General features: G+C 74.3%; 24 protein-coding genes. 11 read left to right on the plus strand and 13 right to left on the minus strand.

The genetic code is table 11. The annotated features are described in order from the left end of the window. Positions 1-296 precede the first annotated feature (296 nt). On the plus strand, positions 297-1,313 hold the full coding sequence (locus tag ACFXKG_RS04490; RefSeq protein WP_384832799.1) for a LacI family DNA-binding transcriptional regulator: 1,017 nt from the start codon (positions 297-299) through the stop codon (positions 1,311-1,313). Between the two features lie 114 nt (positions 1,314-1,427). Here ACFXKG_RS04490 and ACFXKG_RS04495 read toward each other — a convergent pair whose 3' ends face one another. The 4 genes from ACFXKG_RS04495 to ACFXKG_RS04510 all read right to left on the minus strand — a co-directional run bounded on the left by ACFXKG_RS04495 (position 1,428) and on the right by ACFXKG_RS04510 (position 5,007). Continuing rightward, positions 1,428-1,661: a hypothetical protein gene (locus tag ACFXKG_RS04495; protein WP_384832193.1), complete on the minus strand. Its 234-nt coding sequence runs from the start codon at positions 1,659-1,661 to the stop codon at positions 1,428-1,430. Positions 1,662-1,749: 88 nt separating this feature from the next. Continuing rightward, positions 1,750-2,145 (minus strand): hypothetical protein, encoded by a 396-nt coding sequence (locus ACFXKG_RS04500; RefSeq protein WP_384832196.1) that lies wholly within the window; start codon positions 2,143-2,145, stop codon positions 1,750-1,752. A gap of 92 nt (positions 2,146-2,237) precedes the next feature. Further along, entirely contained in the window at positions 2,238-4,502 is a 2,265-nt protein-coding gene (locus ACFXKG_RS04505) for a phage holin family protein (RefSeq protein ID WP_384832199.1), read from the minus strand. Positions 4,503-4,599: 97 nt separating this feature from the next. Next, positions 4,600-5,007: a hypothetical protein gene (locus ACFXKG_RS04510; RefSeq protein ID WP_384832202.1), complete on the minus strand. Its 408-nt coding sequence runs from the start codon at positions 5,005-5,007 to the stop codon at positions 4,600-4,602. 246 nt (positions 5,008-5,253) lie between these two features. On the opposite strand from ACFXKG_RS04510, the gene ACFXKG_RS04515 reads away from it, so the two are divergent. Then, complete coding sequence (locus tag ACFXKG_RS04515; RefSeq protein WP_384832205.1) at positions 5,254-6,045, plus strand: MBL fold metallo-hydrolase; 792 nt, start codon at positions 5,254-5,256, stop codon at positions 6,043-6,045. Then, a complete protein-coding gene (locus tag ACFXKG_RS04520; protein WP_384832208.1) occupies positions 6,042-6,749 on the plus strand; it encodes a DedA family protein in 708 nt (235 codons plus the stop codon). The genes ACFXKG_RS04515 and ACFXKG_RS04520 overlap by 4 nt, the downstream gene beginning before the upstream one ends. 130 nt (positions 6,750-6,879) lie before the next feature. Here ACFXKG_RS04520 and ACFXKG_RS04525 read toward each other — a convergent pair whose 3' ends face one another. Continuing rightward, positions 6,880-8,097 carry an aminotransferase class I/II-fold pyridoxal phosphate-dependent enzyme gene (locus tag ACFXKG_RS04525; RefSeq protein ID WP_384832211.1) on the minus strand — a complete coding sequence of 406 codons (1,218 nt, stop codon included), beginning with the start codon at positions 8,095-8,097 and terminating at the stop codon, positions 6,880-6,882. Between the two features lie 182 nt (positions 8,098-8,279). On the opposite strand from ACFXKG_RS04525, the gene ACFXKG_RS04530 reads away from it, so the two are divergent. The 5 genes from ACFXKG_RS04530 to ACFXKG_RS04550 all read left to right on the plus strand — a co-directional run bounded on the left by ACFXKG_RS04530 (position 8,280) and on the right by ACFXKG_RS04550 (position 12,488). After that, positions 8,280-9,782, plus strand: a complete 1,503-nt coding sequence (locus ACFXKG_RS04530; protein WP_384832214.1) for a bifunctional phosphatase PAP2/diacylglycerol kinase family protein — start codon at positions 8,280-8,282, stop codon at positions 9,780-9,782. A 65-nt stretch (positions 9,783-9,847) separates the two neighbouring features. Beyond that, positions 9,848-10,435, plus strand: coding sequence for a GNAT family N-acetyltransferase (locus ACFXKG_RS04535; RefSeq protein ID WP_384832802.1), 588 nt, complete (start codon positions 9,848-9,850; stop codon positions 10,433-10,435). Between the two features lie 17 nt (positions 10,436-10,452). After that, complete coding sequence (locus ACFXKG_RS04540) at positions 10,453-11,229, plus strand: VOC family protein (protein ID WP_384832217.1); 777 nt, start codon at positions 10,453-10,455, stop codon at positions 11,227-11,229. A 69-nt stretch (positions 11,230-11,298) separates the two neighbouring features. Then, positions 11,299-12,108 (plus strand): methyltransferase domain-containing protein, encoded by an 810-nt coding sequence (locus ACFXKG_RS04545; RefSeq protein ID WP_384832220.1) that lies wholly within the window; start codon positions 11,299-11,301, stop codon positions 12,106-12,108. A 20-nt stretch (positions 12,109-12,128) separates the two neighbouring features. Continuing rightward, complete coding sequence (locus tag ACFXKG_RS04550) at positions 12,129-12,488, plus strand: VOC family protein (protein ID WP_382885849.1); 360 nt, start codon at positions 12,129-12,131, stop codon at positions 12,486-12,488. A 72-nt stretch (positions 12,489-12,560) separates the two neighbouring features. Here the strand turns inward: ACFXKG_RS04550 and ACFXKG_RS04555 are convergent, their stop codons facing one another. Further along, complete coding sequence (locus tag ACFXKG_RS04555) at positions 12,561-13,469, minus strand: hypothetical protein (protein ID WP_384832223.1); 909 nt, start codon at positions 13,467-13,469, stop codon at positions 12,561-12,563. Next, a complete protein-coding gene (locus ACFXKG_RS04560; RefSeq protein ID WP_384832227.1) occupies positions 13,466-13,906 on the minus strand; it encodes a hypothetical protein in 441 nt (146 codons plus the stop codon). The genes ACFXKG_RS04555 and ACFXKG_RS04560 overlap by 4 nt, the downstream gene beginning before the upstream one ends. 315 nt (positions 13,907-14,221) lie before the next feature. On the opposite strand from ACFXKG_RS04560, the gene ACFXKG_RS04565 reads away from it, so the two are divergent. Together ACFXKG_RS04565 and ACFXKG_RS04570 are read left to right on the plus strand one after the other, a co-directional pair. Then, positions 14,222-17,395 carry a CHAT domain-containing protein gene (locus ACFXKG_RS04565; protein WP_384832230.1) on the plus strand — a complete coding sequence of 1,058 codons (3,174 nt, stop codon included), beginning with the start codon at positions 14,222-14,224 and terminating at the stop codon, positions 17,393-17,395. A gap of 30 nt (positions 17,396-17,425) precedes the next feature. Continuing rightward, on the plus strand, positions 17,426-18,589 hold the full coding sequence (locus ACFXKG_RS04570; protein WP_384832233.1) for a tetratricopeptide repeat protein: 1,164 nt from the start codon (positions 17,426-17,428) through the stop codon (positions 18,587-18,589). A 117-nt stretch (positions 18,590-18,706) separates the two neighbouring features. Here the strand turns inward: ACFXKG_RS04570 and ACFXKG_RS04575 are convergent, their stop codons facing one another. Next, entirely contained in the window at positions 18,707-19,618 is a 912-nt protein-coding gene (locus tag ACFXKG_RS04575) for an arginase family protein (RefSeq protein ID WP_384832236.1), read from the minus strand. 97 nt (positions 19,619-19,715) lie between these two features. On the opposite strand from ACFXKG_RS04575, the gene ACFXKG_RS04580 reads away from it, so the two are divergent. After that, positions 19,716-20,066, plus strand: coding sequence for a DUF6204 family protein (locus ACFXKG_RS04580; RefSeq protein WP_384832806.1), 351 nt, complete (start codon positions 19,716-19,718; stop codon positions 20,064-20,066). Here the strand turns inward: ACFXKG_RS04580 and ACFXKG_RS04585 are convergent. The 5 genes from ACFXKG_RS04585 to ACFXKG_RS04605 form a co-directional block, all read right to left on the minus strand. Continuing rightward, positions 20,032-20,589 (minus strand): GNAT family N-acetyltransferase, encoded by a 558-nt coding sequence (locus ACFXKG_RS04585; protein WP_384832239.1) that lies wholly within the window; start codon positions 20,587-20,589, stop codon positions 20,032-20,034. The genes ACFXKG_RS04580 and ACFXKG_RS04585 overlap by 35 nt on opposite strands. An 84-nt stretch (positions 20,590-20,673) precedes the next feature. After that, on the minus strand, positions 20,674-21,627 hold the full coding sequence (locus ACFXKG_RS04590; protein WP_384832242.1) for an LD-carboxypeptidase: 954 nt from the start codon (positions 21,625-21,627) through the stop codon (positions 20,674-20,676). After that, the gene (locus ACFXKG_RS04595) at positions 21,624-23,633 is read right to left on the minus strand and encodes a prolyl oligopeptidase family serine peptidase (RefSeq protein WP_384832809.1); all 2,010 of its coding nucleotides are present in this window, start codon (positions 23,631-23,633) and stop codon (positions 21,624-21,626) included. The genes ACFXKG_RS04590 and ACFXKG_RS04595 overlap by 4 nt, the downstream gene beginning before the upstream one ends. A 94-nt stretch (positions 23,634-23,727) precedes the next feature. Further along, a complete protein-coding gene (locus ACFXKG_RS04600; protein WP_384832245.1) occupies positions 23,728-25,155 on the minus strand; it encodes a M20/M25/M40 family metallo-hydrolase in 1,428 nt (475 codons plus the stop codon). Then, a complete protein-coding gene (locus ACFXKG_RS04605; RefSeq protein ID WP_384832248.1) occupies positions 25,148-25,981 on the minus strand; it encodes a M55 family metallopeptidase in 834 nt (277 codons plus the stop codon). The genes ACFXKG_RS04600 and ACFXKG_RS04605 overlap by 8 nt, the downstream gene beginning before the upstream one ends. Between the last annotated feature and the right edge of the window lie 60 nt (positions 25,982-26,041).

Raw genomic sequence — 26,041 nt, forward strand, 5'->3', positions numbered from 1 at the left:
AGGGGGTATTACGGTTTAGTTGCGGCAGGGTACTAATGCGCTTTAGGATGCTCGGACTCAAGCGCATTAGTCCGGAGTCACGATGGCTCGTCCGATACGGCAGGAAAAGGGGATCCGAGGTGGCAGCCAACCAGCCGTCGGCCGGAGAGACCCGGGCCCCCGCGGACACCTCGCCGGCCACCGGCACCCGGCGGACCACGGAGACCCGACCGGTCACGGACCCTCCTTCGGCCACCGGCGCCCGACCGGGTGTGGAGCCTCCGCCGGTCCGCCGGACCCCCGCGCGCCGTCCGACGATGAAGGACATCGCCCAGCGCGCCGGGGTCTCGGAGAGCGCCGTGTCCTTCGCCCTCAACGACCGCCCCGGCGTCTCGGAGATCACCCGTGCCCGGGTCCGCCGGGTCGCGGAACAGCTCGGCTGGCGCCCCAGCACCGCCGCCCGCGCGCTCTCCGGCGAGGGCTCGGCCACCGTGGGGCTGGTGCTGGCCCGCCCGGCGGCGTCCCTCGGCGTGGACTCGTTCTTCCTGCAACTGATCTCCGGCATCCAGGAGATCCTGTCAGACCGTCAACTCGGCCTGCTCTTCCAGGTCGTGGAAGACGTGGACGCCGAGTGCGCGGTCTACCGCCGGTGGTGGGCCGAGCACCGGGTGGACGGTGTCCTGGTCGTCGACCCGAGGACCGACGACCCCCGGCCCGGGCTCCTGGACGAGCTGGCGCTGCCCGCCGTCGTCATCGGCGAACTGCCGGACGGCGACACCCGGTCGCACCCGGCGCTCTCCCGGGTCCGGGCGGACGACGCGGGCGCGATGGCCGCCGTCGTGGGCCGGCTGCACGAGCTGGGGCACCGCCGGATCGTCCATATCGCGGGGCTGTCCTCGCTCGCCCACACCGAGCGGCGGATCCGTTCGCTGCGGGCCGAGGCGGAGCGGTACGGCCTCCCCGAGGTGCGTTCGCTCACCACCGACTACTCGGACACGCAGGGCGCGGCGGTGACCCGCCGGGTGCTGGAGGAGGACCGCCCGCCGACCGCCCTGATCTACGACAACGACGTGATGGCGGCGGCCGGGGCGGCGGTCACGGCCGGGCTCGGGCTCGCGGTGCCCGGCGACGTCTCGGTCATCTCCTGGGAGGACTCGGCGCTCTGCCGGCTGGTACGGCCGTGGCTGACGGCCCTCTCCCGCGACTCCGTCGCGTTCGGCCGGATCGCGGCGCGGGAGCTGGCCGCGCTCCTCGACGGCGGCGCGGCCCGTACCGTACAGGTCCCGCTGCCCCGGCTGATCGAGCGCGAGAGCCTCTCCCGGAGCCGCGCCTGACCGGTCCCGGGCGGTGCGGCCCGGACGGTGCGGCCCGGGCGGTGCGGCCCGGGCGGTTGCGGTCGGTCCGGTCGCGCCCGCGTACGGGCGGGCGCGACCGGGAGTGTGCGGCGATCAGCTCGCCGCCGTACCGCGCTCCGCCGGTTCCTCCTCCGCGGAGGTCCGTTCCGCGGCCCGGCCGCGCTCTGCGGCGGACACGGATACGGGAGCCGCGGCGGGTGTGGAGGCGGAGGCCGGTCCGTCGGACGGACTCGGCTCCGGGGACCGGCGGCGGGGCTTCGGTGTGTCGGCGCGCGCGGCCTCTGCGCGGATCATGGCGTTGAGCGCGGCGAAGGCGTCGATCGGCATGGCTGTGTCCTCACGCTGAAGGGGGTGATGCTGCTGCTGGAAGGGGCGGGACCGGAGAAGTCCCTGGAACGCGCGGGTGCACGTCCTGTCAGCAGCGCAGCACCGCACAGCGCGTCGGGCCCGCCGCGCGCGGGGGTCCCACGGGGATGCGGCTGTCCGGGTACGGCGACGGCCTCATGGCGCCCGGCGCGGCGAGCACCGAGGGCTCCATCCGGGCCCGCGCGGGACGCTCGGTCCTGGCGGGGTCGGTGTGCTGATCGGTCTCGGCGGTGTCCTGCTGCCCGTCGCCCTGCCCTTCCCCGGCCGGGGCCGGGGTGCCGGAGGCGGGCGGCACGGGCTCGACGGCCCGCGCCGCCGTGGCGCAGGACGCGGCCGCGAGGCCCAGGAAGGCGATCAGCACCAGCAGCGCCACCACCACGGCCCGGCGCACGGCGGCGGCACGAGCGGCCGCGGCGCGGGACGTGAGAGGCGGGGCACAGTGCATGGGCATGACCTCCTGGGACATGCCACCCCTGCCCAGGCACGGCCGCGCCCGGTCCTGCTACCGGCGGAAACCGCCCGCACGGGGTACGCGCGCTAAGCCGGGTCCCGCTCGTTCTCGGCCGTGTGTACCCCGGCAGAGAACGTATTCGTCCCGGCACCGGCCCCGGCCTCGGCCCCCGCGCCGGCCTCGGCGGCGGTCCCGACCCCCGCGTCGGCGTCCGCGGGGACATCGGCACCCGCCCCGGCACCGGCATCGACGTCCACCCCGGCCGCCGCGCCGGCCGCCGTCACCGCCGCCAGGGGCACCTGCGGCCCGCCGCCCTCCCGGAGCCAGCGCCGGAACACCGCGTGCACCTGCTCGGCACCGACGAGTTCGGCGTGGTCGGGCACCGGCGCGCTGAGCACCAGCGGCGACAGCAGGAAGGGCCGCGCCTGTTCGCCGCCGAGCCCGCCGTGCGAGCCGATCTGCTCCTCGAAGGCGTGCACCCGCCCCGTCTCCGGGTCGTACATCGAGTTGACCATGATGTCGGCCACGTGCGGGAAACCGTCGGTGCGACGCACGGCGTCGGCCGCGCCGGGCCCCAGCCCCGTGAGCGGCCCGTCGTCGGTCAGCGCGCCGACGGGGACCTCAGCTCCGCCGCGGCCCAGCACCACGGATCCGTGCTCCTCGCTCCGTACCAGCAGGAAACCGATGCCCGGATGGCTGGCGAGGGTCCGCAGCAGCGCCGGGTGGCGCCGGTCGATCGCCTCCCGGCTCATCCGCTCCGGCACGTCGGGGAAGGAGATCAGGGCGAGGTTCCCGGAGGCGAGCACGACCGGCTCCGAGGAGCGCGCGGGAGACTCCGCCGCGTCGTCCTCGGCACGCTCGGGACGGTGCAGCGCGCCGAGCACGGCGTGCCGGGCGGCGTCGCGCGCCTCCGCGCCGCTCCTGGTCCGCCCCGCCCGGCGGGAGACGGGCAGTCCGCACCCGGCCCTGACAAGGTCCTTGAGGGTGAGCCCGTACGCGCCCTCGAAGGTCTCGCCGGGGCTCTGGCCGTGGTCGGAGAGGAGCACGATCCGGTACGTACGGGGCGCGTGTTCGGCGGCCCTGGCGATCATCCCGACCGACCGGTCGAGCTGGGCCAGCACCCGCGCGGCGTCCCGGCTGTGCGGCCCGGAGTGGTGCGCGACCTCGTCGTAGGCGACCAGATCGGCGTAGACGGCGGTCCGTCCCGCCAGCATGTCGCCGAGCACCGCCGCGACCACGACGTCCCGTTCGACGACGGTCGCGAAGGCCCGGATGAACGGGTAGAGCCCGCCTCGGCCCACCCGGGGCCGGTCCCCGCGCAGCCGGGCCCGGGTCGACTGGCCGATCTCGCGGCAGACGTCGGCGACGAAGGAGACGACCGTACGGACGGCGTTGGCCGGGTCGGAGAAGTACGCGAAGTAGCCGGCCCGGGACCGGTTGGCCCGGCCGCGCCGGGCGGCGATGGAGAGCACCAGCGCGAGCTGGTCGGCGCCGCCGCTGAAGAGATTGCCGCGGCTGGCGCCGTCGAGGGTGAGCAGCCCGCCGTCGCCGGTGCGCGCGATGGCCCGGCGCTGGAGTTCGGCGGCGCTCGCGGGCCGGTTGCTGACCATGATCCGGCCGCTGTCCTTCTCGTACCAGCGGAAGGCGGGGACATCGTGGTTGGAGCCGTGCAGGATGCCGAGCTGGCTGGCGCCGGTCTGGCTGGACCAGTCGGTGCGCCACGGGGTCAGCCGGTGGGTCGGCCGCTCGCCCAGCCACCCCGCGATGTGTGGCACCGCCCCGGCGGCGACGGCGTCCAGCAGCACCTGGTGGCCCACCCCGTCGAGTTGGAGGAAGACCGTGCCGGGCTGCTCGTCCCCGCGGCCCTCGTCGCCCGGCCGGCCTCGTCTGCGCCGTCGGCGGTCGGCGAGCCGCGAGAGCCTGCGCCGGTACGCCTCGTCGTCACCGACCGCGAGCGCGGTGGACGTCGCGGAGGCGACCGCGGACATCACGGCGGCGACCACCACCGCGGTCTGCGGATCGGCGGCGCCCCGGCCGTCGGGGATGAGCCGCAGCGCGATCAGCAGCAGCGATCCGTTGAGGAAGAACACCAGCAGGCCGAGGACGAGCGCCGGGACCAGCAGCAGCGCGCGGACGAGCACCGGCCAGACCAGCGCGCCGAGCAGGCCGAACGCGCCCGCGCCCCAGGCCGCGGTGACGGCGATCCGGGTGGGGCTGTCCCCGTCGTCGGACTGGAGCTGGAAGTCGGGCAGGATGCCGGCGAGCGCCAGCATCGTCACGGTGGAGACCGCCCATACGATGATCACCCGCAGCAGGGCTCTGCTCGTCGTACGCCATCGCCCCGTCACCACTACCCGTCACCTCACGTCCGGACCCGTACGGCTCACGGGCTCGGCCCCCAGCCTCGCACAGGCGCGCGCGGGGCCCCGCCGGAACCGGGAGGGGGAGTCACAGTGGCGCGCGGCGTCCCTTCGCGGGTATCGAGAGCCTGCGGTGGACCTCCGCCTTCCGTTCGGCGTCGTAGCACGGCTCGTCCAGGCCGGCCGTCTCCAGCCGTACGCCCCGGCGCTCGCACTCCGCGGCGAAGGCTGCGACCGAGGTGAACGCCCGTTCGAGCACACGGTCGTTGGCGGCGACGAAGAGATCGACCAGCCCCTCCTCGACATCGGTCCACAGCCCGCGGTGGTCGGGGCGCAGCCGGTAGAAGTAGAGCTGGCGGGTGACGACGTAGCCCTTGTCCTCGGCCCAGCGCGCGCACATCAGGTGCTGTCCGTGGGTGTCCACCAGGAACGGGTCGCGGTCCAGTTCCTCCAGCGGTGTCAGGCTGGCGATCGCCGTCACGCGTACCTCGCCCATGCCGCTCCCCCGCTCCCCGCGCACTCCGGGCCCGTCCCCCCGGGCCCGCCTTCGTTCCGCAGACCCTAACCCGCGCACGCCTTCGCGAGGCAGGCGCGTACGGGGCGGTCGGAGGCGCGCGTCCGGGCGCACCTCGTTCGCCCGGACGGGTGGCGGCCGTACGCTGAGTCCGAGGAGCGGCCCCGGGCGGGGAGCGGGACACCACGCGCCCCCGTGCGCGCCGGGGCGGACGGAGCTGAGGTCGGGTTGGGAACTGTCATCACCTGGTGGGGCCATGCCACCTGCACGGTCGAGGATTCCGGGGTACGGATCCTCACGGACCCGGTCTTCGTGCGCCGTCTCGCGCACCTGCGCCGGCGTCTGGGCCCCGTACCGCCGCCCGAGGCGGGCGTCGCCGACGCGGTGCTCGTCTCGCATCTGCACTCCGACCATCTCCATCTGCGGTCGCTGGCCAGGCTCGCGCCCGGCACCCGGCTGATCGTGCCGCGCGACGCGGAGCGTTCGGTGCCGGGGCTCCGGCGGCTCGACGCGCGGCGCAATCCGGCGGGGCTGCGGATCACGGAGGTGGACGCGGGCGACGAGGTGGCGGTCGGGCCGGTCCGGGTACGGGCGGTGCCCGCGCTCCACGACGGGCGCAGGCTGCCGGTCGGGCCGCACCGCTCCCCCGCGCTCGGCTATGTGATCACCGGCGAGTCACGGACCTACTTCGCGGGCGACACGGGGCTCTTCGACACCATGGCCGCGTCCGTGGGCCCGGTGGACGTGGCGCTGCTCCCGGTCGGCGGCTGGGGGCCCCACCTGGGGCCCGAGCACCTCGACGCGGGGCGCGCGGCCCAGGCACTGGCGCGGCTGGCGCCGAGCGCGGCAGTGCCGGTGCACTACGGCACGTACTGGCCGATCGGGCTCGACGGGGTCAGACCGCACGAGTTCTACGCGCCGGGCGACGAGTTCGTACGGAAGGCCGCGCGGCTCGCCCCGGAGGTGTCGGTGCATCTGCTGGGGCACGGCGAGAGCGCACGGCCGGAGGTCGCGCGGTGATCGACCGGCTGCTGGCCCAGTTCGCGGTGCTGCCCCCGGAGTCGACCCAGCAGGCCGCCGGCTATCCGTCGGTCTTTCTGCTGGTGGCGCTGGGCGCGCTGGTGCCGGTGGTGCCGACGGGCGCGGTGGTGAGTACGGCGGCGGTGGTGGCGTTCCACCAGAGCTCGCCGCTCTCCAATGTCTGGCTCTTCCTCGTGGCGTCCTGTGCGGCCTTCCTCGGCGATGTCGCGCTGTACTGGCTCGGGCGGCGCGGCGTCGGTTCGAAGAACGGTTCGCGGTGGCTGGCGGCGCTGCGCAGGAGCGCCCCGCCCGACCGGCTGGAACAGGCGCAGGACAAGCTGCGGGAGCACGGGGTGACGGTGCTGGTGCTGTCCCGGCTGGTGCCCGCCGGCCGGATCCCGGTGATGCTGGCCTGTCTGCTCGGCGAGTGGCCGCTGCGCCGGTTCGCCCGGGGCGACATACCCGCGTGTCTGGCGTGGGCCGCGACGTACCAGCTCATCGGGGTGGCGGGCGGCTCGCTCTTCGCCGAGCCGTGGGAGGGCGTACTCGCGGCGGTGCTGCTGACGGTGGTGGTCAGCGGTGCCCCGGCGCTGTGGCGCAGACTGCGGCGGCGCCGGGGAGACGCCGGGACCGCCGAGACCACCGGGACCGTGGAGATTACGGGGGCCACGGCCGACCGGGATCCGGAGGGCCGGGGAGCGTGAGGGCCTGAGCACCGGGGCCCGAGGCACCCGGGGCCGGAGGGCCAAGGTCCGGCGGACCGGGAACCCGAGGCGCCGGCCTCCTCGGCGAGGGCGGCGCGGTGCGCCGCCCTCGGCGCGGTGCGCCGCCGTGTCAGCGCAGTTCGTCGAAGACCGAGCGGAACGCGTCGAGCGCGCCGGCCACATGGGGCAGTTCCAGGGGGGCCGCGGCGGAGAGCGACTCCAGACGCTGCTCCGGGGTCTCCCCGAGCAGCGGACCGGTCGGGAGCCGGACGCGCAGGGCGCCCAGTTCGTCGCCGAACCGGTGGCCCCCCGGGGTGTCCATGCCCAGCCGGGCGCCGAGATGGTTCTCCAGCTCCAGGGAGTCCGTGACGCCGAGCGCGGCCAGCCGGGCGCGCAGCGGCCCGAGGTCGGCGTAGAGGTGGCGGCCCGCCCGGGGGGTACGCGCGAGGGCCCCGGAGGCGAGCACCGCGTGCTCGGCGGCCCCGGCGATCCGCCCGTAGAGCGTGGCGGCGTCCCCCGCCCGTGCCGTGACCGTCCCCGGCTCGTCCAGCGCGTGGGCGGCGGCCGCGGCGACCGGGCCCGCGACGAGGGCGCCGAGCGCGGTGAGGAAGTCGAGGGTTCTGGCGCGCAGCGCGGCCCCGGCCGGCGTGGCCGGGTAGCGGGCGACGGCCAGCGGCCAGGCGGCCGGGAGGAGCGAGCCGACCGCGTCGCTGACGACGGTGACCTCGTCGGGCCACATCCGGGCCGGGCTGAGCAGCACCGTCTCGTGCGGCCGGTGCAGGGTCTCGCTCCAGGTCTCGTCGCTGATGATGTGCAGCCCCTCGGCGACCGCCGCCTCGCACGCCGCGCCGACCAGTTCGGGCGGGGCGACGGTGGCCGTCGGGTCGTCGGCGGGGCAGAGCAGCAGCACGCGCGGGACGCCCCCTTCCGCCCGGATCCGGCGGACCGTCTCCAGCAGGGCGTACGCGTCGGGCACGCCGCCCGCGTCGGCCGGGGCGGGCACGTGGTAGGCGGGCCGGCCCAGCAGCCGGGCCTGCGGCATCCACCAGGCGGGACACGGCCGGGGCATCAGCACGTCCCCGCCGTACGCGGCGAGCAGCGCGAGGAGCAGCGGCTGCGCGCCGGGGGCGGCGGCCACATCGTCGAGGCCGCCGGGCAGGCCGCGGCGGGACCAGTAGCCGCAGGCGGCCTCCCGGAGGACCGCGCCGCCGCCGGGCGGTTCCGGCGCGGTCCGGCGGGCCGCCGCCGCGCACTCCTCGGCCAGTTCGGGCAGGACGGGCAGTCCCGCCTCGGGGGCGGGCGGGCCGTAGCGTACGGGGCCACGGCCCTCGGGAGCCGTCCGCCGCATATGCGCCACCTCCGGGGCCGCCCGGGGGCCGGCCCGTCCCGTACGCCCGGTATCTTGAGCCCTTTATACGGAGGTTTGTGCCTGTGCGCTTCTCGGGTTCCGCCGCCCCGTCCCCCTCGGGGGGACCGTCCGCCGTACCGGACCGTCCGCTTGATCCGCCCCCGCCGGGGTATCCGCGTGCCATGCCGAACACCGCAGCAGCCTCCGCAGTCCTCAGCCGCGCCCGGATCACCGCGCTGCTCGAAGAGTGGGACAACCGGGCCTTCCGCGCGGTCGCCGGCCGGCACTGGCCGGGCGCGGACCCCGTGCTGCCCAGGCTGAGCCGCAGCGCCAATCACGGGCTGCTCTGGTTCGGGGCGGCGGCGGGGATGGCCGCGCTGGGCGGCAGCGCGCGGTCCCGCCGGGCGGCCCTGCGGGGCGTGGCGTCGCTGGCCCTCGCGTCGGCGGCCATCAACACCGTGGGCAAGCGCGCGGTGCGCAGGGAGCGTCCGCTGCTCGATGTCGTCCCGGTGATACGGCGGCTCAAGCGGCAGCCGTTCACGTCCTCGTTCCCGTCGGGCCACGCGGCCTCTGCGGCGGCGTTCGCCACCGGGGTCGCGCTGGAGTCGAAGGGGTGGGGCGCCGCGGTGGCGCCCGTGGCCGCGGCCGTCGCGCTGTCCCGGGTCTACACCGGCGTGCACTATCCGAGCGATGTCCTGGTGGGCGCGGCGCTGGGGGTGGGGGCGGCGTTCGCGGTACGGGGGATGGTGCCGACGCGCTCGCAACTGCCCGCGCCGGGGCGGCCGCACACCCAGGCGCCCGCGCTGCCCGGCGGCCGGGGGCTGACCGTGGTCGTCAACAGCGCCTCGGGCTCGGCGGACACGGCGCCGCTGGTGCGTGACGCGCTGCCGTTCGCCCGGGTGGTGGTCTGCGCGCCGGAGGAGGTGGACACGGAGCTGGAGAAGGCGGCGGGCGACTGCCGGGCGCTGGGCGTCCTCGGCGGCGACGGAACGATAAACCGCGCCGTGTCGGTGGCCGTACGCCACACGCTGCCGCTGGCGGTCTTCCCCGGCGGTACGTTCAACCACTTCGCGTACGACCTGGGCATCGAGAGCGTCCACGACACCTGCCGGGCGCTGACGGCCGGCGACGCCGTACGGGTCGACCTGGGGCGCTTCACCCCCGGTCCGGACGGGGACGGCGCGCCCGGGCATTTCGTCAACACCTTCAGCCTGGGCGTCTATCCGGAGCTGGTCCGGGTGCGCGAGCAGTGGGCGCCCCGGATCGGCGGCTGGCCCGCCGGGGTGCTGGCCGCCGCGCGGGTGCTGCGCGGCGAGCACCAGATCGACGCGGAATTCGAGGGCCGGCGGCGGTCGCTGTGGCTGCTGTTCGCGGGCAACGGGATCTACCGGCAGATGGGCCCCACCCCCGGCCACCGGCAGAACCTGGCCGACGGCCTACTGGACCTGCGCATCGTGCACGGCGGCCGGGCCCCGGGCGCCCGCCTGCTCGCCGCCGCCCTGGCCGGCCCGCTGAGCCGCTCGCCCGTCCACGCCGCGGTCCGGATGCGCCGCGTACGGATCAAGGACATCGCGCCGGGGACCCGGCTCGCGTACGACGGTGAAGTCGCCCCGGCACCACGGGAGCTGACGCTGGACAAGGCGATCGAGGCGCTGACGGTCTACCGGCCGCAGGCGCTGCTGTAGCCGGTCCCGGCGGGGATATCCGCTGGACAGCCCCGGGCGCGCGGCCGAGGATCCCGGTCGTGGACATGGCACCCTTCCTGGAGACCCGGCGGCTGCGGCTGCGCCCCTTCACCGACGGCGAGGACGAGGTGGCCCGGGTCGTCGCGCTCGACAACGACCCGGGCGTCCGGCGGTTCATCGACGGCGGGCTGCCCGTCTCCGCCGGCACGGTCCGGGGCACGACCCTGCCGAGGCTGCTGGGCCCGGGATTCCGGGCGGCCGAGGAGCGGACCACGGGCGCCTGGCTCGGCTGGTTCTGCCTGGCGCCGCGCCCGGCCCCGGAGCCCGGCGGCGAACCGGACCGGCGCGTCGTGGAGTTGGGCTACCGGCTGCGCCGCGCGGCCTGGGGCCGGGGATACGCCACCGAGGGGGCGCGCGCCCTGGTCCGTACGGCGTTCACCGCGCTCGGCGCGGAACGGGTGACCGCGCAGACCATGACCGTGAACACCGGGTCGCGGCGGGTGCTGGAGAAGGCGGGGCTGCGGTACGTCCGCACCTTCTTCGAGGAGTGGCCGGAGACGATCGAGGGGTCGGAGCACGGGGACGTCGCCTACGAACTGACCCGGGAGGACTGGAAGAACCGGGAGGACCAGGAGAAGGTTAGGCTCACCTAACCCACAACGGAGGTGCTGTGAGCCCGGAGTCACCCCTGCCCGAACAGCCGGAGTTCGACCACCTCGTGCACTGCGTACCGGACGTGGAGGCCGCCGCCCTCGCCTACACGCGGACCGGCCTGCCCGCCCACGCCAACCCGGAGTACCGGGGATACCGCAACGGCGCGTGGCGGCTCGACACCCGCTACATCGAACTGTCGAGCGTCGTCGACCGCGCCGCCTTCCTGGACTCCCCGTACGGCAGGGCCATGCGGACGTGGCAGCCGCGCTACGACGAACTCGTCGCCCGGGGCGGCGGCGCGCTCAACTTCTGCGTCCACGTGACCGATGCCGACGCCACCGCCGAACGGCTGCGCGCCCAGGGGCACACGGTGGAGGTGCTGGGCTTCGCGCCGGAGGGGTCGCCCGTCTCGTTCCGCGAGGCGATCCCGCGGAACGTGCCGCCGTGGGCACCGTTCTTCGTGACGTACACGCCGGACCGCCACACGATCCTGGCCCGGTACACCGCGCCGGGGCGGGTGAACCGGGGGCCGCACGATCTCGCGGGACTCCTGGTCGAGACCCCGGACCCGGCCGCCTCCGCCGCCTGGCTGGGCACCCTGCTCGGTCTGGCGCCCGGCACATCGCCGACGGTGGTGGAACTCCCGCTCGGGGCCGTGCACTTCACCGAGGGACCCGCCGACGCGATCACCGCGCTTCTGCTGTCGGAGGGCGCGCCGCCGACCGCGGTGATCGACGGGCTCACCGTACGTCCGCTCGGCTCCGCCACCGACCAGGCGCGGTCCAAATCCTAAGACAGGTATCTCACCATCCGACATGGAGGCGTAGCGTGGCCTGACCACTTCACGAGAGGGAGTCCGGCCATGCCGAAGGAGACCGCCGTCTACACGCACGGGCACCACGAGTCCGTGCTCCGCTCGCACACCTGGCGCACGGCCGCCAACTCCGCCGCCTACCTCCTGCCCGAACTGCGGGCCGGCCAGGACGTGCTGGACGTCGGGTGCGGGCCCGGGACCATCACCGCCGATCTGGCGGCGCTCGTCGTGCCGGGCACGGTGACGGCCGTCGACGCCTCCGAGGGCGTTCTCGACACGGCGCGGGCGACCGCGGCGGCCGCGGGCGTGACCAACGTCCGCTTCGCGGTGGCCGATGTCCACTCCCTGGACTTTCCCGACGACTCCTTCGACGTCGTCCACGCCCACCAGGTCCTCCAGCACGTCGGCGACCCCGTCCGGGCCCTGAGCGAGATGCGCCGGGTCTGCCGTCCCGGCGGGACGGTGGCGGCACGGGACTCGGACTACGCCGCCTTCGCCTGGTTCCCCGCCGTACCGGTGCTGGACGACTGGCGGGAGCTGTACCGCAGGGTGGCGCGGGCCAACGGCGGGGAGCCGGACGCGGGCCGCCGGCTGCTGTCCTGGGCGCGGCGCGCCGGGTTCACCGAGGTCACCGCGACCGCCGCGACCTGGTGCTACGCCACCCCCGAGGAGCGCGCGTGGTGGAGCGGGCTGTGGGCGGACCGTACGGTCGCCTCGGCCTACGCGGCCCTCGCGGTCGACGGCGGACACGCGACGCGCGAGCGGCTCGCGGAGATCGCCGCGGGATGGCGGGAATGGGGCGAGGCGGAGGACGCCTGGTTCATGGTGCCCCACGGCGAGATCCGGTGCCGTGCCTGATACCAACTAACCTGGTGGGCATGGAAATCATGGGTACCACGCTGCGCATCTGCGTCGACGATCTGGAGACATCGGTGGCGTTCTACGAGCGCCTCACCGGAAGCCCCGCGCTCCGCTTCGAGCGCGGCGGGGTCTCCGTGGCCGCCGTCGGCTGCTTCCTCCTGATGAGCGGTCCCGCCTCGGAGATCGACGTCCTGCGCAAGGTGACCGCGACCATCGCCGTCAAGGACGTCGAGGAGACGCTCACGGTGCTCACCGGCGGCGGCGCCCGCGTCGTCGCGGGCCCGGTGCCGACCCCCGCCGGGCGCAATCTGATCGCCGTCCACCCCGACGGCTCGGTCTTCGAGTACGCGGACCGCAAGGTGGTCCCGGGCGCCTGACGGGCCGTTGCGGATCAGCCTTTGGCTGATCCGCCACTTCAACACCGGTCGAGACCGGGCGTAGGCACTCCGTCAGTCCGGCTTGCCCAGCAGCCGCGTCACCCTCTCCCCCACCGTCACGGTGAGTTGCCCCTCGCACTCCACACCCACCGCCACTGCCAGGTCCCTGCCGCACAAGTCCGCCAGCGCCTCGGCCAATTCCGCGAACGAGGTGGCCGCCGTGCGACCGCGTGTCACGCCCGTCGCCACCGTGGCCGCGCCGACCAGCGCCGCCGGCCACCACCAGGCGGACAGCAGGAGGTACGCCAGGCCCCAGGCCGTGAGGCGGGCAGCCGCGCTCAAGGCCGTGCGTACGGTGGTCAGCTCGGTTCGGGTGGTGTCGGGGGCGAGGAGCCACAGGTGAGGCCAGGAGAGGGTCAGGTCCAGGTGGTAGGCGCGCCAGACACGGCGGTCGGGGCCGGTGATCCTGTCACCGGTCCAGAACGGGTGCCGGGGAGGGACAAGGGAGATCCGGTTGCGGACGGCGTAGCGGAGTTCCGCCTGTTCCGTGAGGGCGGCGGCGTCGGCCGTGCTGCCGATTCGTGCGCGGCCCGCGGCGACCAAGGCCGCGCGGTACTCGGCGTCAGCTGCCCGCCAGCGGCGCACTCGGCGCTCGGTCAGGCGGCGGGTCAGCGGTCCGCGCGCCTCCATGAGCCAGATCTTCTCGATCAGGGCTCCGGCGGCCTGCGCAACGGTACCGGTCATCGCAGCACCGGCCAGCACGGCGACCGCAGCCACCGCGAGGACGCCCGCGCTGTGGATGCCGGGGGAGTCCGCCAGGGAGTCCAACCGCGTCCGCAGCCGCCCGAAGTCGTACCAGTGGCTCTGTCCCAGGGTGACCGCCGTGGCCAGGGACACGAGGTACACCAGGCCGGGGATCGCCAGGAGCGCCAGCCAGCGTTCGGCGAGTCTCCCGCTGAGCGCGTTGAGGAACGCACTCACCGGCGCAATCCGATCTCGCGCAGCGGTCCGTCGAAGACGCGGCAGGCCGGCGGTTCGCCGTCCTCGGACGCCGGTGCCTCGACGCGGGCGCAGTGGCCGCGCGGGCAGGCGAGGACGTAGAGCCAGGGGTGGCCGGGTCCGGTGCCGGGGAAGCTCTGGTAGGCGGGCTTGGTGTCCGTACGGTAGGAGCCGAGACCCGCGCTGTAACCGGCGGCAAGGAGCTGGTCCTCCAGTTCGTCGAAGGCGTCCTCGAAGTCCTCGGGAGAACGGCCGTCGCGTACCTGGGAGATGATGTGCTCGACCAGGCGATCTCCCTCCACGCCGAGGTCGGGCATTCCCAGTGACGACGTGAGCCGATGGCAGAGCGCTGCCAGCCGATCGTGCCCCCCGCCGGTGGCCGCGCCGATTCCCCCGTCGCCGTCGCCGAGTCTGCTCACTGCCACACCTCCGTGGATCCGTCGACCGCCCTCCCAGCATAACGAGCGCACCGAATGGGATACTTGGGTAAAATCGGGTTTCGGAGTTCCCGCGGGCGACCACGGTCGAGAGCCCGCGGAAACACGCACAGGGGGCCGGTGATGTCGGACGCGTACGGAACAGCCGAAGACTCCACCCGGAGGGTGGCCCCGCTGATCGGGCAGTTCCACCGCACGGGCGAGCGCGCTCCGCTGGACGCCGCTGTCGAGATGAGCCGGGCGGCACTGGGTGGGGCGCCTGCGGCAGAAAGGGTACGGAGGTTCTGGAGGGAGGCCTTGCGCACCACCCTGGTGATGCGCTGGCAGTCCTTCCGGCAACGGCCCGATCTGGACGACGCGATCGACCTGGGCCGTCTGCTGGCAGCCGGGAGTGCACCCAGCGAGCAGGATGTGCGTCTCCTGGGGTGCATGCTCGCGGACCGCTTCGACGTCGACCGGAACCACGCGGACAGGGACGCGGCGATCTCGGTGCTGCGGCGAGCCGCCGAGATGCCTCCGGACGGTACGGAGCAACCGGAGCTGACCCTCGGCACCCTCGGACTGATGCTGGCGGAGACGGGCAGCGCGGCGGACATGGCGGAGGCGGTGCGGCTCCTGCGGCACGCCGTGAATGTGCTGCTCGACGCGGAACCGCAGAACGCGGCGGACATCGTCGCCACCCGGAGCAACCTGGCGGCGGTCCTAGGCCGCGCCTTCGAGGACCACGGAACACCGTCCGCCGCGCACGAGGCCGTCGAGCTGCTGCGTTCGGTACTGGCGGCGACGCCTCCGGGCTCGCCCCGCCGGACACCGGCACTGCTGCATCTCGCCGTGGCGCTGCGCAGGAAGGCCGGCCTGACCGCGACGGCGGCCGACATCGAGGCGATGATCACGGCGGCCCGGGCGGCCCACGCGGCGACACCGGCAGGGCATCGCGAGCGCCCGCGGGGGCTGGCGGTGCTGGGCGTCGCGTTGCGGATGGCGGCCGAGCACACGGAGGGGACCGGTCTGCTGCACGAGTCGGTGGAGGTGCTGCGCGAGTCCGTGCGGGCCACGAGCCGGGCCGATCCGTCCCGTCCGGCCCGGGTGAACAGCCTCGGCAACGCCCTCTTCCGGCTCGGTGAACGCACCGGCGACGTGACGCTCCTTGACGAGGCCGTGCGTTACCTGCGCGAAGGCTCCACGGAGCAGTCCGCCGATGATCGGGGCCGCTTCGACCGCGTCGCGAACCTGGCCGTCGTCCTGCGCGAGCGCTACCGCCAGTCCGGCGACCTCACGACCTTGCGGGAGGCCGCCGAACTGGCCCGGCTGGCCCTGCGCTTCTCCCGGTCGCCCCTGGACTCCGACGTCAAGCTCGACACCCTCGGCATCATCCTCCAGACCTGGTACGACCGGACCGCGGACGCCGACGCCGCCGCCGAGGCCGTGGCAGCGGCGCGGCAGGTTCTCGGCCGGACCCCCGAGGACAGCACCGGTCTCGCCGAGCGGCTGAACCACCTCGGCAACGCCCTGCACCAGCGCTACCTCTCCGAGGGCGATCAGGCCGATCTGGACGAGTCCATCGCGGTCCTCACCCGTGCCGTGACGGAGACGTCCTACGGTGAACCGGCACACGCGGTTCACCTGCACAACCTCGGGCTCTCGCAGCTCGAGCGGGCCCGGGCGACCGAGGACGTGACGCTGATGAACCGAGCGGTGACCACGCTCGGCCGCGCGGTACACGCATCGACCCGCGGCACCGCCCACACCGCCGGCTTCCTCCAGTCGTACGCCTCCTCGCTCCGCACGCTGCACGAGGCGGACGGCGACCCCGCTGTCCTCCGCGCCTCCGAGGACGCGTACCGGCAGGTCGCCGTGATCGAATCCCTCCCGGCCGCGTCCCGTGTGGCCGCGGCCTGTGCCTGGGGCGCCGCCGCCGGTGAGGCGGACCGCTGGGAGGAGGCCCTCGCCGGGTTCGAACTGGCCCTCGCCCTGCTGCCGTTCACCATCACCAGGCGACTGCGGCGAGACGACCAGGAACACCGGCTCACCAGTGTCCAGGGGCTGGCCGCCGACGCCGCCGCGTGCGCCGTGCAACTCGGGCGGCTGGACCACGCGATGCTGCTTCTCGAGCAAGGGCGCGGTGTCCTGCTCGGCCGGACGATCGCCGCGCGTGCCGAACTGGAGCGGCTGCGCGCCGCGCACCCGGAGGTCGCCGCGGTCTTCGTCCAGGTGCGCGACCACATCGACGCGCTGGACCCGGGGACCACCGAGCAGGGGACTGCCGGTCACGACTCCGACGCTCTGCACACCCTCGCGGCCCGGTGGGAACGGCTGGTCGGCGAGATCCGCGCACTGCCGGGTTTCGAGGAATTTCTCGGCGCCCCGGCGTACGAGGAGATCCTGGCGTGTGCCACACACGGTCCCGTGGTGGTGGCGTACTCCAGTGTCTACCGCAGCGACGCGCTGGTCCTGCTTCCCGAAGGCGTGCGGTTGGTGCCGCTGCCACGGGTGAGTCCCGAGGCGGTGGCGGAGCAGGTGACACAACTCGACGAAGCGCTCACCGCCGCGACCTCGACGACCGGGGAACGGAGCGCCCAGCAAGCGATCGAGGCGGTGCTCGCCTGGACCTGGGACCGGGTGGCGGAACCGGTCCTCGCCCGGATCGGGCTGCTCGGTGCGCCGGCCGAAGGTGACGGGCCCCGGCTGTGGTGGTCACCGGTCGGCGCGCTGGCCGCGCTGCCGCTGCACGCGGCCGGGTATCACAGCGAGCCACCCGGTCCCCGGCCCCGGACCGTCCTCGACCTGGTGGTCTCGTCGTACACGCCGACCGTCCGCGCCCTGGCCTACGCGCGACGCCGCGCGGCGGACCCCCGGCCCGCCGGCGACCTGCTCGCCGTCGTCGTGCCCGACGCCCCCGGAACGCGCGCACTCGGCGGCGTCGGCCGGGAGGTGAAGGAGCTGAGGGCGCTGCTGCCCACGGAGGTCGTCTCCGGTCCGCGGGCGACGCTCGCCCACGTCCTGCGCGCGCTTCCCAGGTATCCGTACGTGCATTTCGCCTGCCACGGGGTGAGCGACCCGGACTCCCCCTCCCACGCCCGTCTCCTGGTGCACGACCACCAGCGGCATCCCCTGACCGTCCATCACATCTCGCGTCTGGAACTGCCGAACGCCCGGCTCGCCGTGCTGTCCGCCTGTGAGACGGCGCGGGGCTCCGGGCGGCTCGCGGACGAGTCCATCCACATCACCTCCGCCTTCCAGGTCGCCGGCTACCCGCACGCGATCGGCACCCTGTGGCCGGTGCACGACGCGGTGGCGGGACGGGTGGCCAGGATTCTCTACCGCCATCTGCGCGGTGACAGAGCCGCCGGGTCCTCCGGGCTCGACGCCGACCAGGCGGCCCTCGCGCTGCACCGGGCGGTCCGACAATGCCGTACCGCTTTCCGGGGCAGCCCGAGCCTGTGGGCCGCGCACGTGCATTCCGGAGCCTGATGAACCTACGGGGAAGGAGCTGGCCGCGACATGGCCCTCAAATGGCGCAGGAAGCGGGACGACGACGCGGGGCGGAACGAGCCGTCCTCGCCCCCGGCCGGGCAGGAGCTGCCCCCCGCGGCCGACCTGGTCATGACGTTGCTGGGCGAGGACGGGCAGGAGGAGGAGATCGTCCGGGTCGGCATCCCGCCGCACGAGTTCTACGGGATGAAGGCCAACGCCGCCTATGAACGCCTGGGGCCCGACCATCCCGAGACCCTGCTGGCCTTTCGGCAGTACGCACGGGTGCTGGCGCGGATGGAGGGCCGCCGTGAAGAGGCTCGTGACCGGTTCATGGATCTGGTGCGCCTCCAGGCCGAGGTGCTCGGCTATGTCCATGAGGACACCCTGACGACCGCCGCCGATCTGGCTGACCTCGTCCGGACCATGGGGGACTTCGTCAAGGCGGAGGAGATCTGGCGCAGCGTGTGGACCAGCCTGGGCGAACTGCTCGGCCCCGACCATCCCCAGACCCTGGACGCCGCGAGCGGTCTGGCCCGGGTACTGGAGGACCTGCGCCGCGAGGCGGAGGCCGTCGCGCTCCACCGGGACGTGCTGGAGCGCAGGACCCGGCTGCTCGGGCCGGACGATCCGGCGGTGCTGGCCGATGCCGGGCGCCATGCCGCCGCACTGGGCAGAGGCGCCCGCTGGGACGAGGCCGAACCGGTCCTGCGCGAACTCCTCGCCCGCCTGGAGCGCCGCGACGAACAGGACGGCTTCCTCGGGCTCTCCGCACGGGCCAACCTCGGCGCCGCCCTGTGCCGGCTGGACCGCCTCGACGAGGCCGAGTTGGTGGTGCGCGATGTGCTCGCCGCCCAGCAGCGGGCCAAGGGCATGGATCATCCGGACGCGGTCACCTCCCGCAACAATCTCGCGGCCGTACTGCACGCCCAACACCGGTACACAGAGGCAGCGGCGATGCTGCGCGACATCCTCACGGCCGTGTCCAGAAAACACGGGGACAGCCATCCGGATACCGTGCACTCTCGCGACAACCTGGCCAACGTGCTGATCGACAACGGCGAGCACGCCGAGGCCGCGCAACTCCTCGTCCGCTGCCGTGACGACTACGCCCGTATCTTCGGTCCGCACCATCCCCTGACCCGGAAGGCCGTCGAACGCCTCGACTGGCTGCGGGAGAATCCGGCCTTGTAGCGAAGCCGGGAACCTCAGTGCGGCCGCTCCCGCTCTTCAGGGTGCTCCCCGTACCTGTCGCCGCCCCGCACCGTTCTGGTGTACGCGGCTCCAGGCGGTGCGTTGCCCGGCCGGTCCTTACGCGGCCGTCCCCGCCGCCTGGTCGAACGCGCCCACGACCAGGTCCGCGAGGAGCGCGCCCGCCGTTCCGTCCGGGTCGAGGTCCGGGTCGTAGATGGTGACGTTGAGGCCGGTGCAGTGCTCCGAGCGCACCAAGGTCCGTAGCAGTAAGGCGAGTTCGTCCGGCAGCAGGCCGCCCGGGTCCGGGCTGTCGACCGCGGGCATCACCGACGGGTCGAGGACGTCCGCGTCGAGATGGACCCAGAACCCGTCGAACTCCGGCGTCTCCAGCGAGAGGAGCGTGGCCGCGGCCGTCTCGGCCACACCCCGCTCGCGCAGCTCCCCGACCGTCACGGTGGGGATCTTCAGCGCCGCCAGTTCCGCGCGGTCCTCGTCGCCGTCCCGCATCCCGAAGAGCCGTACGTCCTCGTCGCGCAGATACGGCCGCAGCCCTTCCAGGTCGGTCAGGTCGCGCCGGCCGCGGCCGGTGCCGAGCGCCAGCTCCTCGCCCCCGGCGGCGCCGACGCGCGCGGAGTTGCCGGGGTGGCGGAAGTCCGCGGAGCCGTCGATCGCGGCCAGCCCGTACCGGCCGATCCGGCGCAGCGCGAGGGAGGCGCCGAGTTGGATGGAGCAGTCGCCGCCGAGCACGACGGGGAAGTCACCGGCCCGCACATGGTGCTCGATCCGGTCGGCGAGCCGGGGCGTGTACGCGGCGATCGCGGCGGCGTTGAAGACCCCGTCGCCCTCCTGCCAGTCGCCCCGGTCGTAGCGCGGCGGTACGACGACCCCGCCCTCGGCGGCGCCGAGCCGCTGGAGGAGCCGCTGCTCGCGCAGGGCCCCGGCGAGCTTGTAACAGCCGGGGACGGTACCGGGGGCGGGCGGGCGCAGCCCGAGGTTGGAGGGCGCGTCGATCACCACGATATTCCGCATGCGCGCCATCCTCGCCGTCGTACGCTGCGTCCTCAAGGCGATTTACCCCGCCCGGACGCGGTCCGGCGGCACGGAACAGCAGGAAGTGAGCGTCGGGATGAGTACGCAGCACACGTACCGGGTGATCGTGCGCGGGACGTGGGAGGGGCTGACGGAGGAGAGCCGGGCGCGGCTCCTCGCGGAGCTGGGCCGGCACGGACTGGCGCAGATGCGGTTCACGCCGGAGGGCTCGCTCACGTACGACGCGACGCTGAAGCACTTCAGCTACCGCTACGAGGTGGTCTCGGACGCGGCGGACGGCGAGGAGATGGCGGGCGCGCTCGCCGAGGACCGCGCCGAGTCGGCGCTGCGGGCGCTGGGCTGCGGCCACGGCGCGCTGCGGTCCACCGTGACCGACATGGACACGATGAAGATCAACCGGAAGGGGTCCAGGACGGCCCCGCGGTGATCGCCCAGCGCTCGTGGTCGCGCCACCGGCCGTCGATGAGGAGGAAGTCCGGCGAGTAGCCCTCCAGCCGGAACCCGGCGCGCCGTACGAGCGCGACGGAACCGGTGTTGGCGGGCTGGATGTTGGCCTCCAGACGGTGCAGGCCGAGCGGGCCGAAGGCGTGGCCGAGGACCAGCCCGAGCCCCTCGCTCATCAGGCCGCGCCCGGCCGCGTGCGCGAAGGCGCCGTAGCCGAGCGCCCCGCACCGGAACGCGCCGTGGACGATGTTGTTGATGTTGATGAACCCGGCGATGCGGTCGTCCTCGCGCGCGCAGACGAGGTGACCGGCCCGCGTCGGGTCCTCGACGAGCCGGCGCGCGTACGCGGCGTACGCGGCGGGCTCGTCCGGCGGGAAGAGCCAGGGCCGGTGCAGCTCCGCGCTCGCGCGGGTGTGGGCGGTGAACTCTTCGGCGTCCTCGGGGCGGAACGGGCGCAGATATGCGCGGGGGCCCTCGGCGAGCGGGGTCGTGGGCGTTGCGGGCATCGCGCCAGCTTACGTGCGGGTGCCATGAGCCCGGCCGAGCCCACGGCACCCGCTGAGCCCACGGCACCCGGCCGGTCCGCCCGGTCACGTCAGCGCGGGCAGGTCCAGGGTGAGCGTGGCGCTCTCCGCGTCCAGCACCCCCGGTACGCCCAGCGGCACCGTCAGGGCCGTCTCGCCGTGCCCGAAGCCCAGTTCCTCGACCACCGGCACGCCGAGCCCCCCGAGCCGGTCGGCCAGCACCGCCCGGACGGCGGAGGCGGACGGGCCGCACTCCGCCCAGGAGCCGAGGCCGACCCCGGCGACGCCGTCCAGCCAGCCGGAACGGAGCAGTTGGGTGAGGATGCGGTCGATGCGGTACGGCTCCTCTCCGATGTCCTCGATCATCAGCAGCCCGCCGGCGGCAGAGGGGCGGGCGTACGGGGTACCGAGGTCGGCGGCGAGCAGGCTGACGCAGCCGCCCAGGGTGATGCCGCGGGCCCGCCCCGGGGCCAGCGCGCGGGCCGTCTCCAGGCCGAGGGTGCGGACCGACTCGGGCTCGAACAGCGTCGCGCGCAGGGACTCCTGGGTCCTGGGGTCCTTGAGGAAGGTGAGCGCGGCGGTCATCGGGCCGTGCAGCGTGACCAGCCCCGCCCGCACGGCGAACGCCTCGTGCAGCGCGGTGATGTCGCTGTAGCCGACGAAGACCTTGGGGCCCGCGGCCCGCATCGCGTTCCAGTCGAGCAGGTCGGCCATGCGCTGGGCCCCGTAGCCGCCCCGGGCGCAGAGGACGGCGGAGACGGACGGGTCGCACCACGCCTCCTGGAGATCGCGGGCGCGGTCCGCGTCCGTACCCGCCAGGTAGCCGAGGCGGGGGTGGACGTCCAGCGCGTGGGGGGCCACGACAGGGTCGAGGTCCCAGCCGCGCAGAACGGCGAGTCCGGCGTCGAGCCGGTCGGCGGGTACGGGGCCGCTGGGCGAGACGACGGCGACGCGGTCCCCCTGCCGCAGCCGCGCGGGCCGGGTGAGCGGCGCCGTCCGGGGCGTGGACAGGGGGGTCATGTCGTCAGCTCCAGGCGCGGGACATCGGTGCGGGTGACGCCGAAGGTCTGGGCGTACAGGGAGAGTTCGGCCTCCAGCGCGCGGACCATCGTGTCGGCCCTGCGGAAGCCGTGCCCCTCGCCCTCGAAGGCGATGTACGCGTGCGGGATGCCGCGGCCGGCCGTCCGCTCCAGGAAGCGCGCGCTCTGGGCGGGCGGGCAGATCACGTCGTCGAGCCCCTGGAGCAGCAGGAACGGGACGGTGATCCGGTCGACGTGCTGGAGGGGCGAGCGGTCGTGGTAGCGGCCGGGGACCTCGGCGAACGGTCCGATCAGCGAGTGGAGGTACTGGGATTCGAAGTCGTGGGTCTCGTCGGTGGCCCAGCCCACCAGGTCGAGGACCGGGTAGATGATCGTGCCGCAGGCGTAGACGTCCGTGCCGGTGAGGGAGGCCGCCGCGGTCCAGCCGCCCGCGCTGCCGCCGCGTACGGCGATCCTGGCGCGGTCGGCGGTGCCCTCGGTGGCCAGCGCCTCGGCGACGGCCGCGCAGTCCTCGACGTCGACCACGCCCCACTGCTCGCGCAGCCGTTCGCGGTAGGCGCGCCCGTAGCCGGTGGAGCCGCCGTAGTTGACCTCGGCGACGCCGATACCGCGCGAGGTGAAGTAGGCGATCTCCAGGTCGAGGACGAGCGGCGCGTGCCCGGTGGGCCCGCCGTGGGCCCACACCACGTAGGGCGGCAGTTCGTCGCCGGGGGCGCCGCGTCCGGGGTGGTGCGGCGGGTAGACATGGGCGTGGATCTCGCGGTTGTCGGGCCCGGTGAAGGTACGGATCTGCGGCTCGGGGTAGTACGCGGGGTCCACCGGGTCGTGGTGCGCCGAGCCGATGACCCGGGCCTCCCCGGTGGCGGTGTCCACCTCCACGACTTCGTACGCGCTGCGGGGGCTGGCGGCGACGCCGATGACGCGGTCGCCGCGGACCGCGAGGGTGGGGGCCCATTCGGTCCAGGGCCCGGCGGCGTCGACGAGTTCGCCGGTCGCGGGGTCGAGGATGCCGAGCGCGGTGGAGCCCCGGCCGTGGATGACGGCGATCAGCCCGTTCGCCAGCGGCTGGAACCACCGGAGGCCGATCTTCCACAGCGGGCCGCCGAACTCCTCCTGGCGGCCGGGGCAGAGCGCCGTGCTCGCGGCGGCGGCGCCGCCGGTCCCGTCGGGGCGGATGCGCCGCACCTCCCACCAGTCGCTCGGGTCGGAGACGAAGACCAGCGAGCCGTCGGGCGCCCAGTCCGCCTGCGCGACCGCCTCGTCGGTGTTACCCGCGACCGGCCGGACCCCGGTGAAGGGGGCCGTGCGGGCGGCGGAGCCGGGGGCGGCGACCTCGCCGAGCATCACCACCGTGCCCTCCCACGGCATCCGGGGGTGGTCCCAGGCGATCCAGGCGACGGAGCGCCCGTCCGGGGAGAGCCGCGGTCCGGTGACGAAGCGGTGCCGGTCGTCGGAGAGTTCGGTGACGGCCGTACGGTCCCCGGCGGCCGTGCCGTCCAGCGGTACGGCCACGATCGCCCGGCGTACGTCGGTGGGCCGCTCACCGGTGAACTCCTCCATGACGCACCAGACTTCGCCCCGGTCCAGGTGGATCACGGGGTCGGCCCAGCGCAGCCCGCCGCCGGTGGCCGACACCGGGGTGAGCGGGCGGGGCGGTGCCGCGCCGTCCGGCTCGTACGCGTACAGCCGCTGGTCGGGGAGGTGGACGAAGACGACGAGCGGGCCTCCGGCGGGGCGGTCGGCCCCCGTCCAGGGCACGCCGCCGTACTCGATCACCCGGCTGCGGACGTCCCAGGGCGCCGGCAGCACCGGCTCCTCGCGGCCGTCGGCGCGGCGGCGTACAAGGGCGCGCCGGCCGCCCTCCGCCGGGCGCGGTTCGGTCCACCACACCTCGTCGCCGACCGTCCCCACATAGTCGGGACGCCCGTCGTGCGAGGCGGCCAGGGTGGCGTCGATGGGGGACGGCCAGGTCCCGTAGGGCCCCATGGGCAGTATCACGGACGTTCCTCGCTCCTCGGCCCGGCGAGGGCCGGGCCTGCTCGGGCGGTGCACGGGTGTACGCGGACGAACTGGTGTGGACTCAGGCGGACTTCAGGTAGTGGTCGAGCACCCGGACGCCGAAGTGCAGCGCCGACACGGGCACTCGTTCGTCCACACCGTGGAAGAGCGCCTGGTAGTCGAAGCCAGGGGGCAGCCGGAGCGGGGAGAAACCATAGCCGGTGATGCCGAGTCGGGAGAACTGCTTCGCGTCGGTGCCGCCCGACATGCAGTACGGCACGACGTGCCCGGCCGGGTCGAAGCGTTCGACGGCGGCGCGCAGTTTGGCGAAGGTCGGTGAGTCGACGGGGGCCTGGAGGGCGACCTCCCGGTGGTGGAACTCCCACTCCACGTCGGGCCCCGTCAGCAGGTCCATGGTCGCGCGGAACTCCTCCTCACCGCCGGGCACCATCCGCCCGTCGATGTACGCCGTGGCCTGTCCGGGGATCACATTGACCTTGTAACCGGCCTCCAGGACCGTCGGGTTGGCGCTGTTGCGCACCGTCGGCTCGACCAGCGCGGCGGCCGGGCCGAGCTTCCCCAGCAGGCCGTCCACATCGAGGTCGGCGGCGTACACGTCGGTCTCTATGCCGTGCAGCACCGCGATCTCGGCGAGCGCCGCCCGTACGGTCGGGGTGAGCCTGACCGGCCACGGGTGGTCGCCGATCCGGGCGACGGCGGTGGCGAGCCGGCTGACGGCGTTGGCCCGATTGACCTTGGAGCCGTGTCCCGCCCTGCCGTGCGCGGTCAGCTTGAGCCAGCCGGTGCCGCGCTCCCCGGCGCCGATCGGGTAGAGCGCCATGCCGGGGCCCGCGTGGAAGGTGAAGGCCCCGGATTCGCTGATGCCCTCCGTGCACCCCTCGAACAGGCCGGGGTGCTGGTCGGCGAGGAAGCCCGAGCCGTCCTCGGCGCTGGCCTCCTCGTCGGCGGTGTACGCGATGACGATGTCGCGGCGGGGGCGGACCCCGCCCCGGGCCCAGGCCCGGACGACGGCCAGGATCATCGCGTCCATGTTCTTCATGTCGACGGCGCCCCGGCCCCACACCACGCCGTCACGGATCTCGCCGGAGAAGGGGTGGACGGTCCAGTCGGCGGGCTCGGCGGGTACGACGTCGAGGTGGCCGTGGACGAGGAGGGCCTCGGCGGACGGGTCCGTGCCCTCGATCCTCGCCACGACGTTGGTGCGCCCCGGGGTGCGCTCCAGGAGGACGGGTTCGAGTCCGGCCGCGGCGAGGCGCTCCGCGACGTACTCGGCCGCCGGCCGTTCCCGGCAGTCCCCGCCGCCCCGGTTGGTGGTGTCGATCCGGATGAGCTCGGAGGTGAAGGTGACCACCTCGTCGAGGGCTGCCGCGTCAAGGGCGGCACCGGAGCCGCCGACCGTGCCGCCGGCGGTGGCACTGCTCTCGCCGTTCTCGCCGGTCTCACTGATGTCACTGGTCTTACTGGTGTCGCTGGCGTTCATGTCAGCCATACTGCTCCTCCACGGCCGACGAAACGATCGTCGTGACCGCTTTGAACGTGCGAATGGCCTCATACATCGTTCCGCTGGTGTACGTGACGCGCCGTTCACCGCTGGGCACGACGCCCGGTACGACCGTGGCGGCGGCCGAGAGATGGGCCGCGTCGCACTCCAGCTCCACCGTGAACGGGCCGCCGTCGACCGGCGCGTGGCGCACCGCGAGTGCCGTCGCCTCGCCGGCCGCGGCGCGGATGTCCACGGCGGTACGGGCGGGGGTGCGGCAGACGGCCGCGTACCGCGAGACGTGGTCCTTCACGGCGACCTTGTGCGCCTCGGGCGCGTAGCCGATGGCGTCCTCACAGGTCAGGTCGTCTCCGGTGACCAGGATGACGGGGACGCCGTACTCGGCGACGACATGCGCGTTGAGCAGGCCCTCGCTGGCCCGTACACCGTTCAGCCAGACGCCGGTGAGGGTGTTGGGCAGATAGGTGTGGGCCAGCACGCCCTCCGTACCGGCACCCGTGTGATAGCCGACGAAGGCGATGCCGTCGACGTCGCCGCGCTGGACGCCCTCGACCATGGAGAGCGACTTGTGACGCCCCGTGAGCATTTCGGCGCGCTCGTCCAGCCGCTCCAGCAGCAGATTCCGCATGGACCAGTGCGCCTCGTTGATGAGGACCTCGTCGGCGCCGCCGTCGAAAAACCCGAGCACCGCCGCGTTCACGTCCGAGGTGAAGAAGGGGCGGCACCGCTCCCACTGCGGAGTCCCCGGCAGGACGTCGCCGGGCCAGGTCACCCCGGTGGCACCCTCCATGTCGGCACTGATGAGGATCTTCACAGGTGGGCTCCGTTCTCCGCCCGGCCCCACGCGACCGCATGCCGGTCCTGAGGGCGGGGC

Source organism: Streptomyces sp. NPDC059255 (genome assembly GCF_042752355.1).
In the GTDB taxonomy this organism is placed as follows: Bacteria; Actinomycetota; Actinomycetes; order Streptomycetales; family Streptomycetaceae; genus Streptomyces.

Excerpts from the sequence above, each read along its gene's own strand:
- ACFXKG_RS04490 (WP_384832799.1), top strand. The coding sequence starts at position 297 with ATGAAGGACATCGCCCAGCGCGCCGGGGTCTCGGAGAGCGCCGTGTCC.
- ACFXKG_RS04495 (WP_384832193.1), bottom strand. The coding sequence starts at position 1,661 with ATGCCGATCGACGCCTTCGCCGCGCTCAACGCCATGATCCGCGCAGAG.
- ACFXKG_RS04500 (WP_384832196.1), bottom strand. The coding sequence starts at position 2,145 with ATGCACTGTGCCCCGCCTCTCACGTCCCGCGCCGCGGCCGCTCGTGCC.
- ACFXKG_RS04510 (WP_384832202.1), bottom strand. The coding sequence starts at position 5,007 with ATGGGCGAGGTACGCGTGACGGCGATCGCCAGCCTGACACCGCTGGAG.
- ACFXKG_RS04525 (WP_384832211.1), bottom strand. The coding sequence starts at position 8,097 with ATGCGGCGGACGGCTCCCGAGGGCCGTGGCCCCGTACGCTACGGCCCG.
- ACFXKG_RS04530 (WP_384832214.1), top strand. The coding sequence starts at position 8,280 with ATGCCGAACACCGCAGCAGCCTCCGCAGTCCTCAGCCGCGCCCGGATC.
- ACFXKG_RS04535 (WP_384832802.1), top strand. The coding sequence starts at position 9,848 with ATGGCACCCTTCCTGGAGACCCGGCGGCTGCGGCTGCGCCCCTTCACC.
- ACFXKG_RS04545 (WP_384832220.1), top strand. The coding sequence starts at position 11,299 with ATGCCGAAGGAGACCGCCGTCTACACGCACGGGCACCACGAGTCCGTG.
- ACFXKG_RS04550 (WP_382885849.1), top strand. The coding sequence starts at position 12,129 with ATGGAAATCATGGGTACCACGCTGCGCATCTGCGTCGACGATCTGGAG.
- ACFXKG_RS04570 (WP_384832233.1), top strand. The coding sequence starts at position 17,426 with ATGGCCCTCAAATGGCGCAGGAAGCGGGACGACGACGCGGGGCGGAAC.
- ACFXKG_RS04575 (WP_384832236.1), bottom strand. The coding sequence starts at position 19,618 with ATGCGGAATATCGTGGTGATCGACGCGCCCTCCAACCTCGGGCTGCGC.
- ACFXKG_RS04580 (WP_384832806.1), top strand. The coding sequence starts at position 19,716 with ATGAGTACGCAGCACACGTACCGGGTGATCGTGCGCGGGACGTGGGAG.
- ACFXKG_RS04585 (WP_384832239.1), bottom strand. The coding sequence starts at position 20,589 with ATGCCCGCAACGCCCACGACCCCGCTCGCCGAGGGCCCCCGCGCATAT.
- ACFXKG_RS04590 (WP_384832242.1), bottom strand. The coding sequence starts at position 21,627 with ATGACCCCCCTGTCCACGCCCCGGACGGCGCCGCTCACCCGGCCCGCG.
- ACFXKG_RS04595 (WP_384832809.1), bottom strand. The coding sequence starts at position 23,633 with ATGGGGCCCTACGGGACCTGGCCGTCCCCCATCGACGCCACCCTGGCC.
- ACFXKG_RS04600 (WP_384832245.1), bottom strand. The coding sequence starts at position 25,155 with ATGGCTGACATGAACGCCAGCGACACCAGTAAGACCAGTGACATCAGT.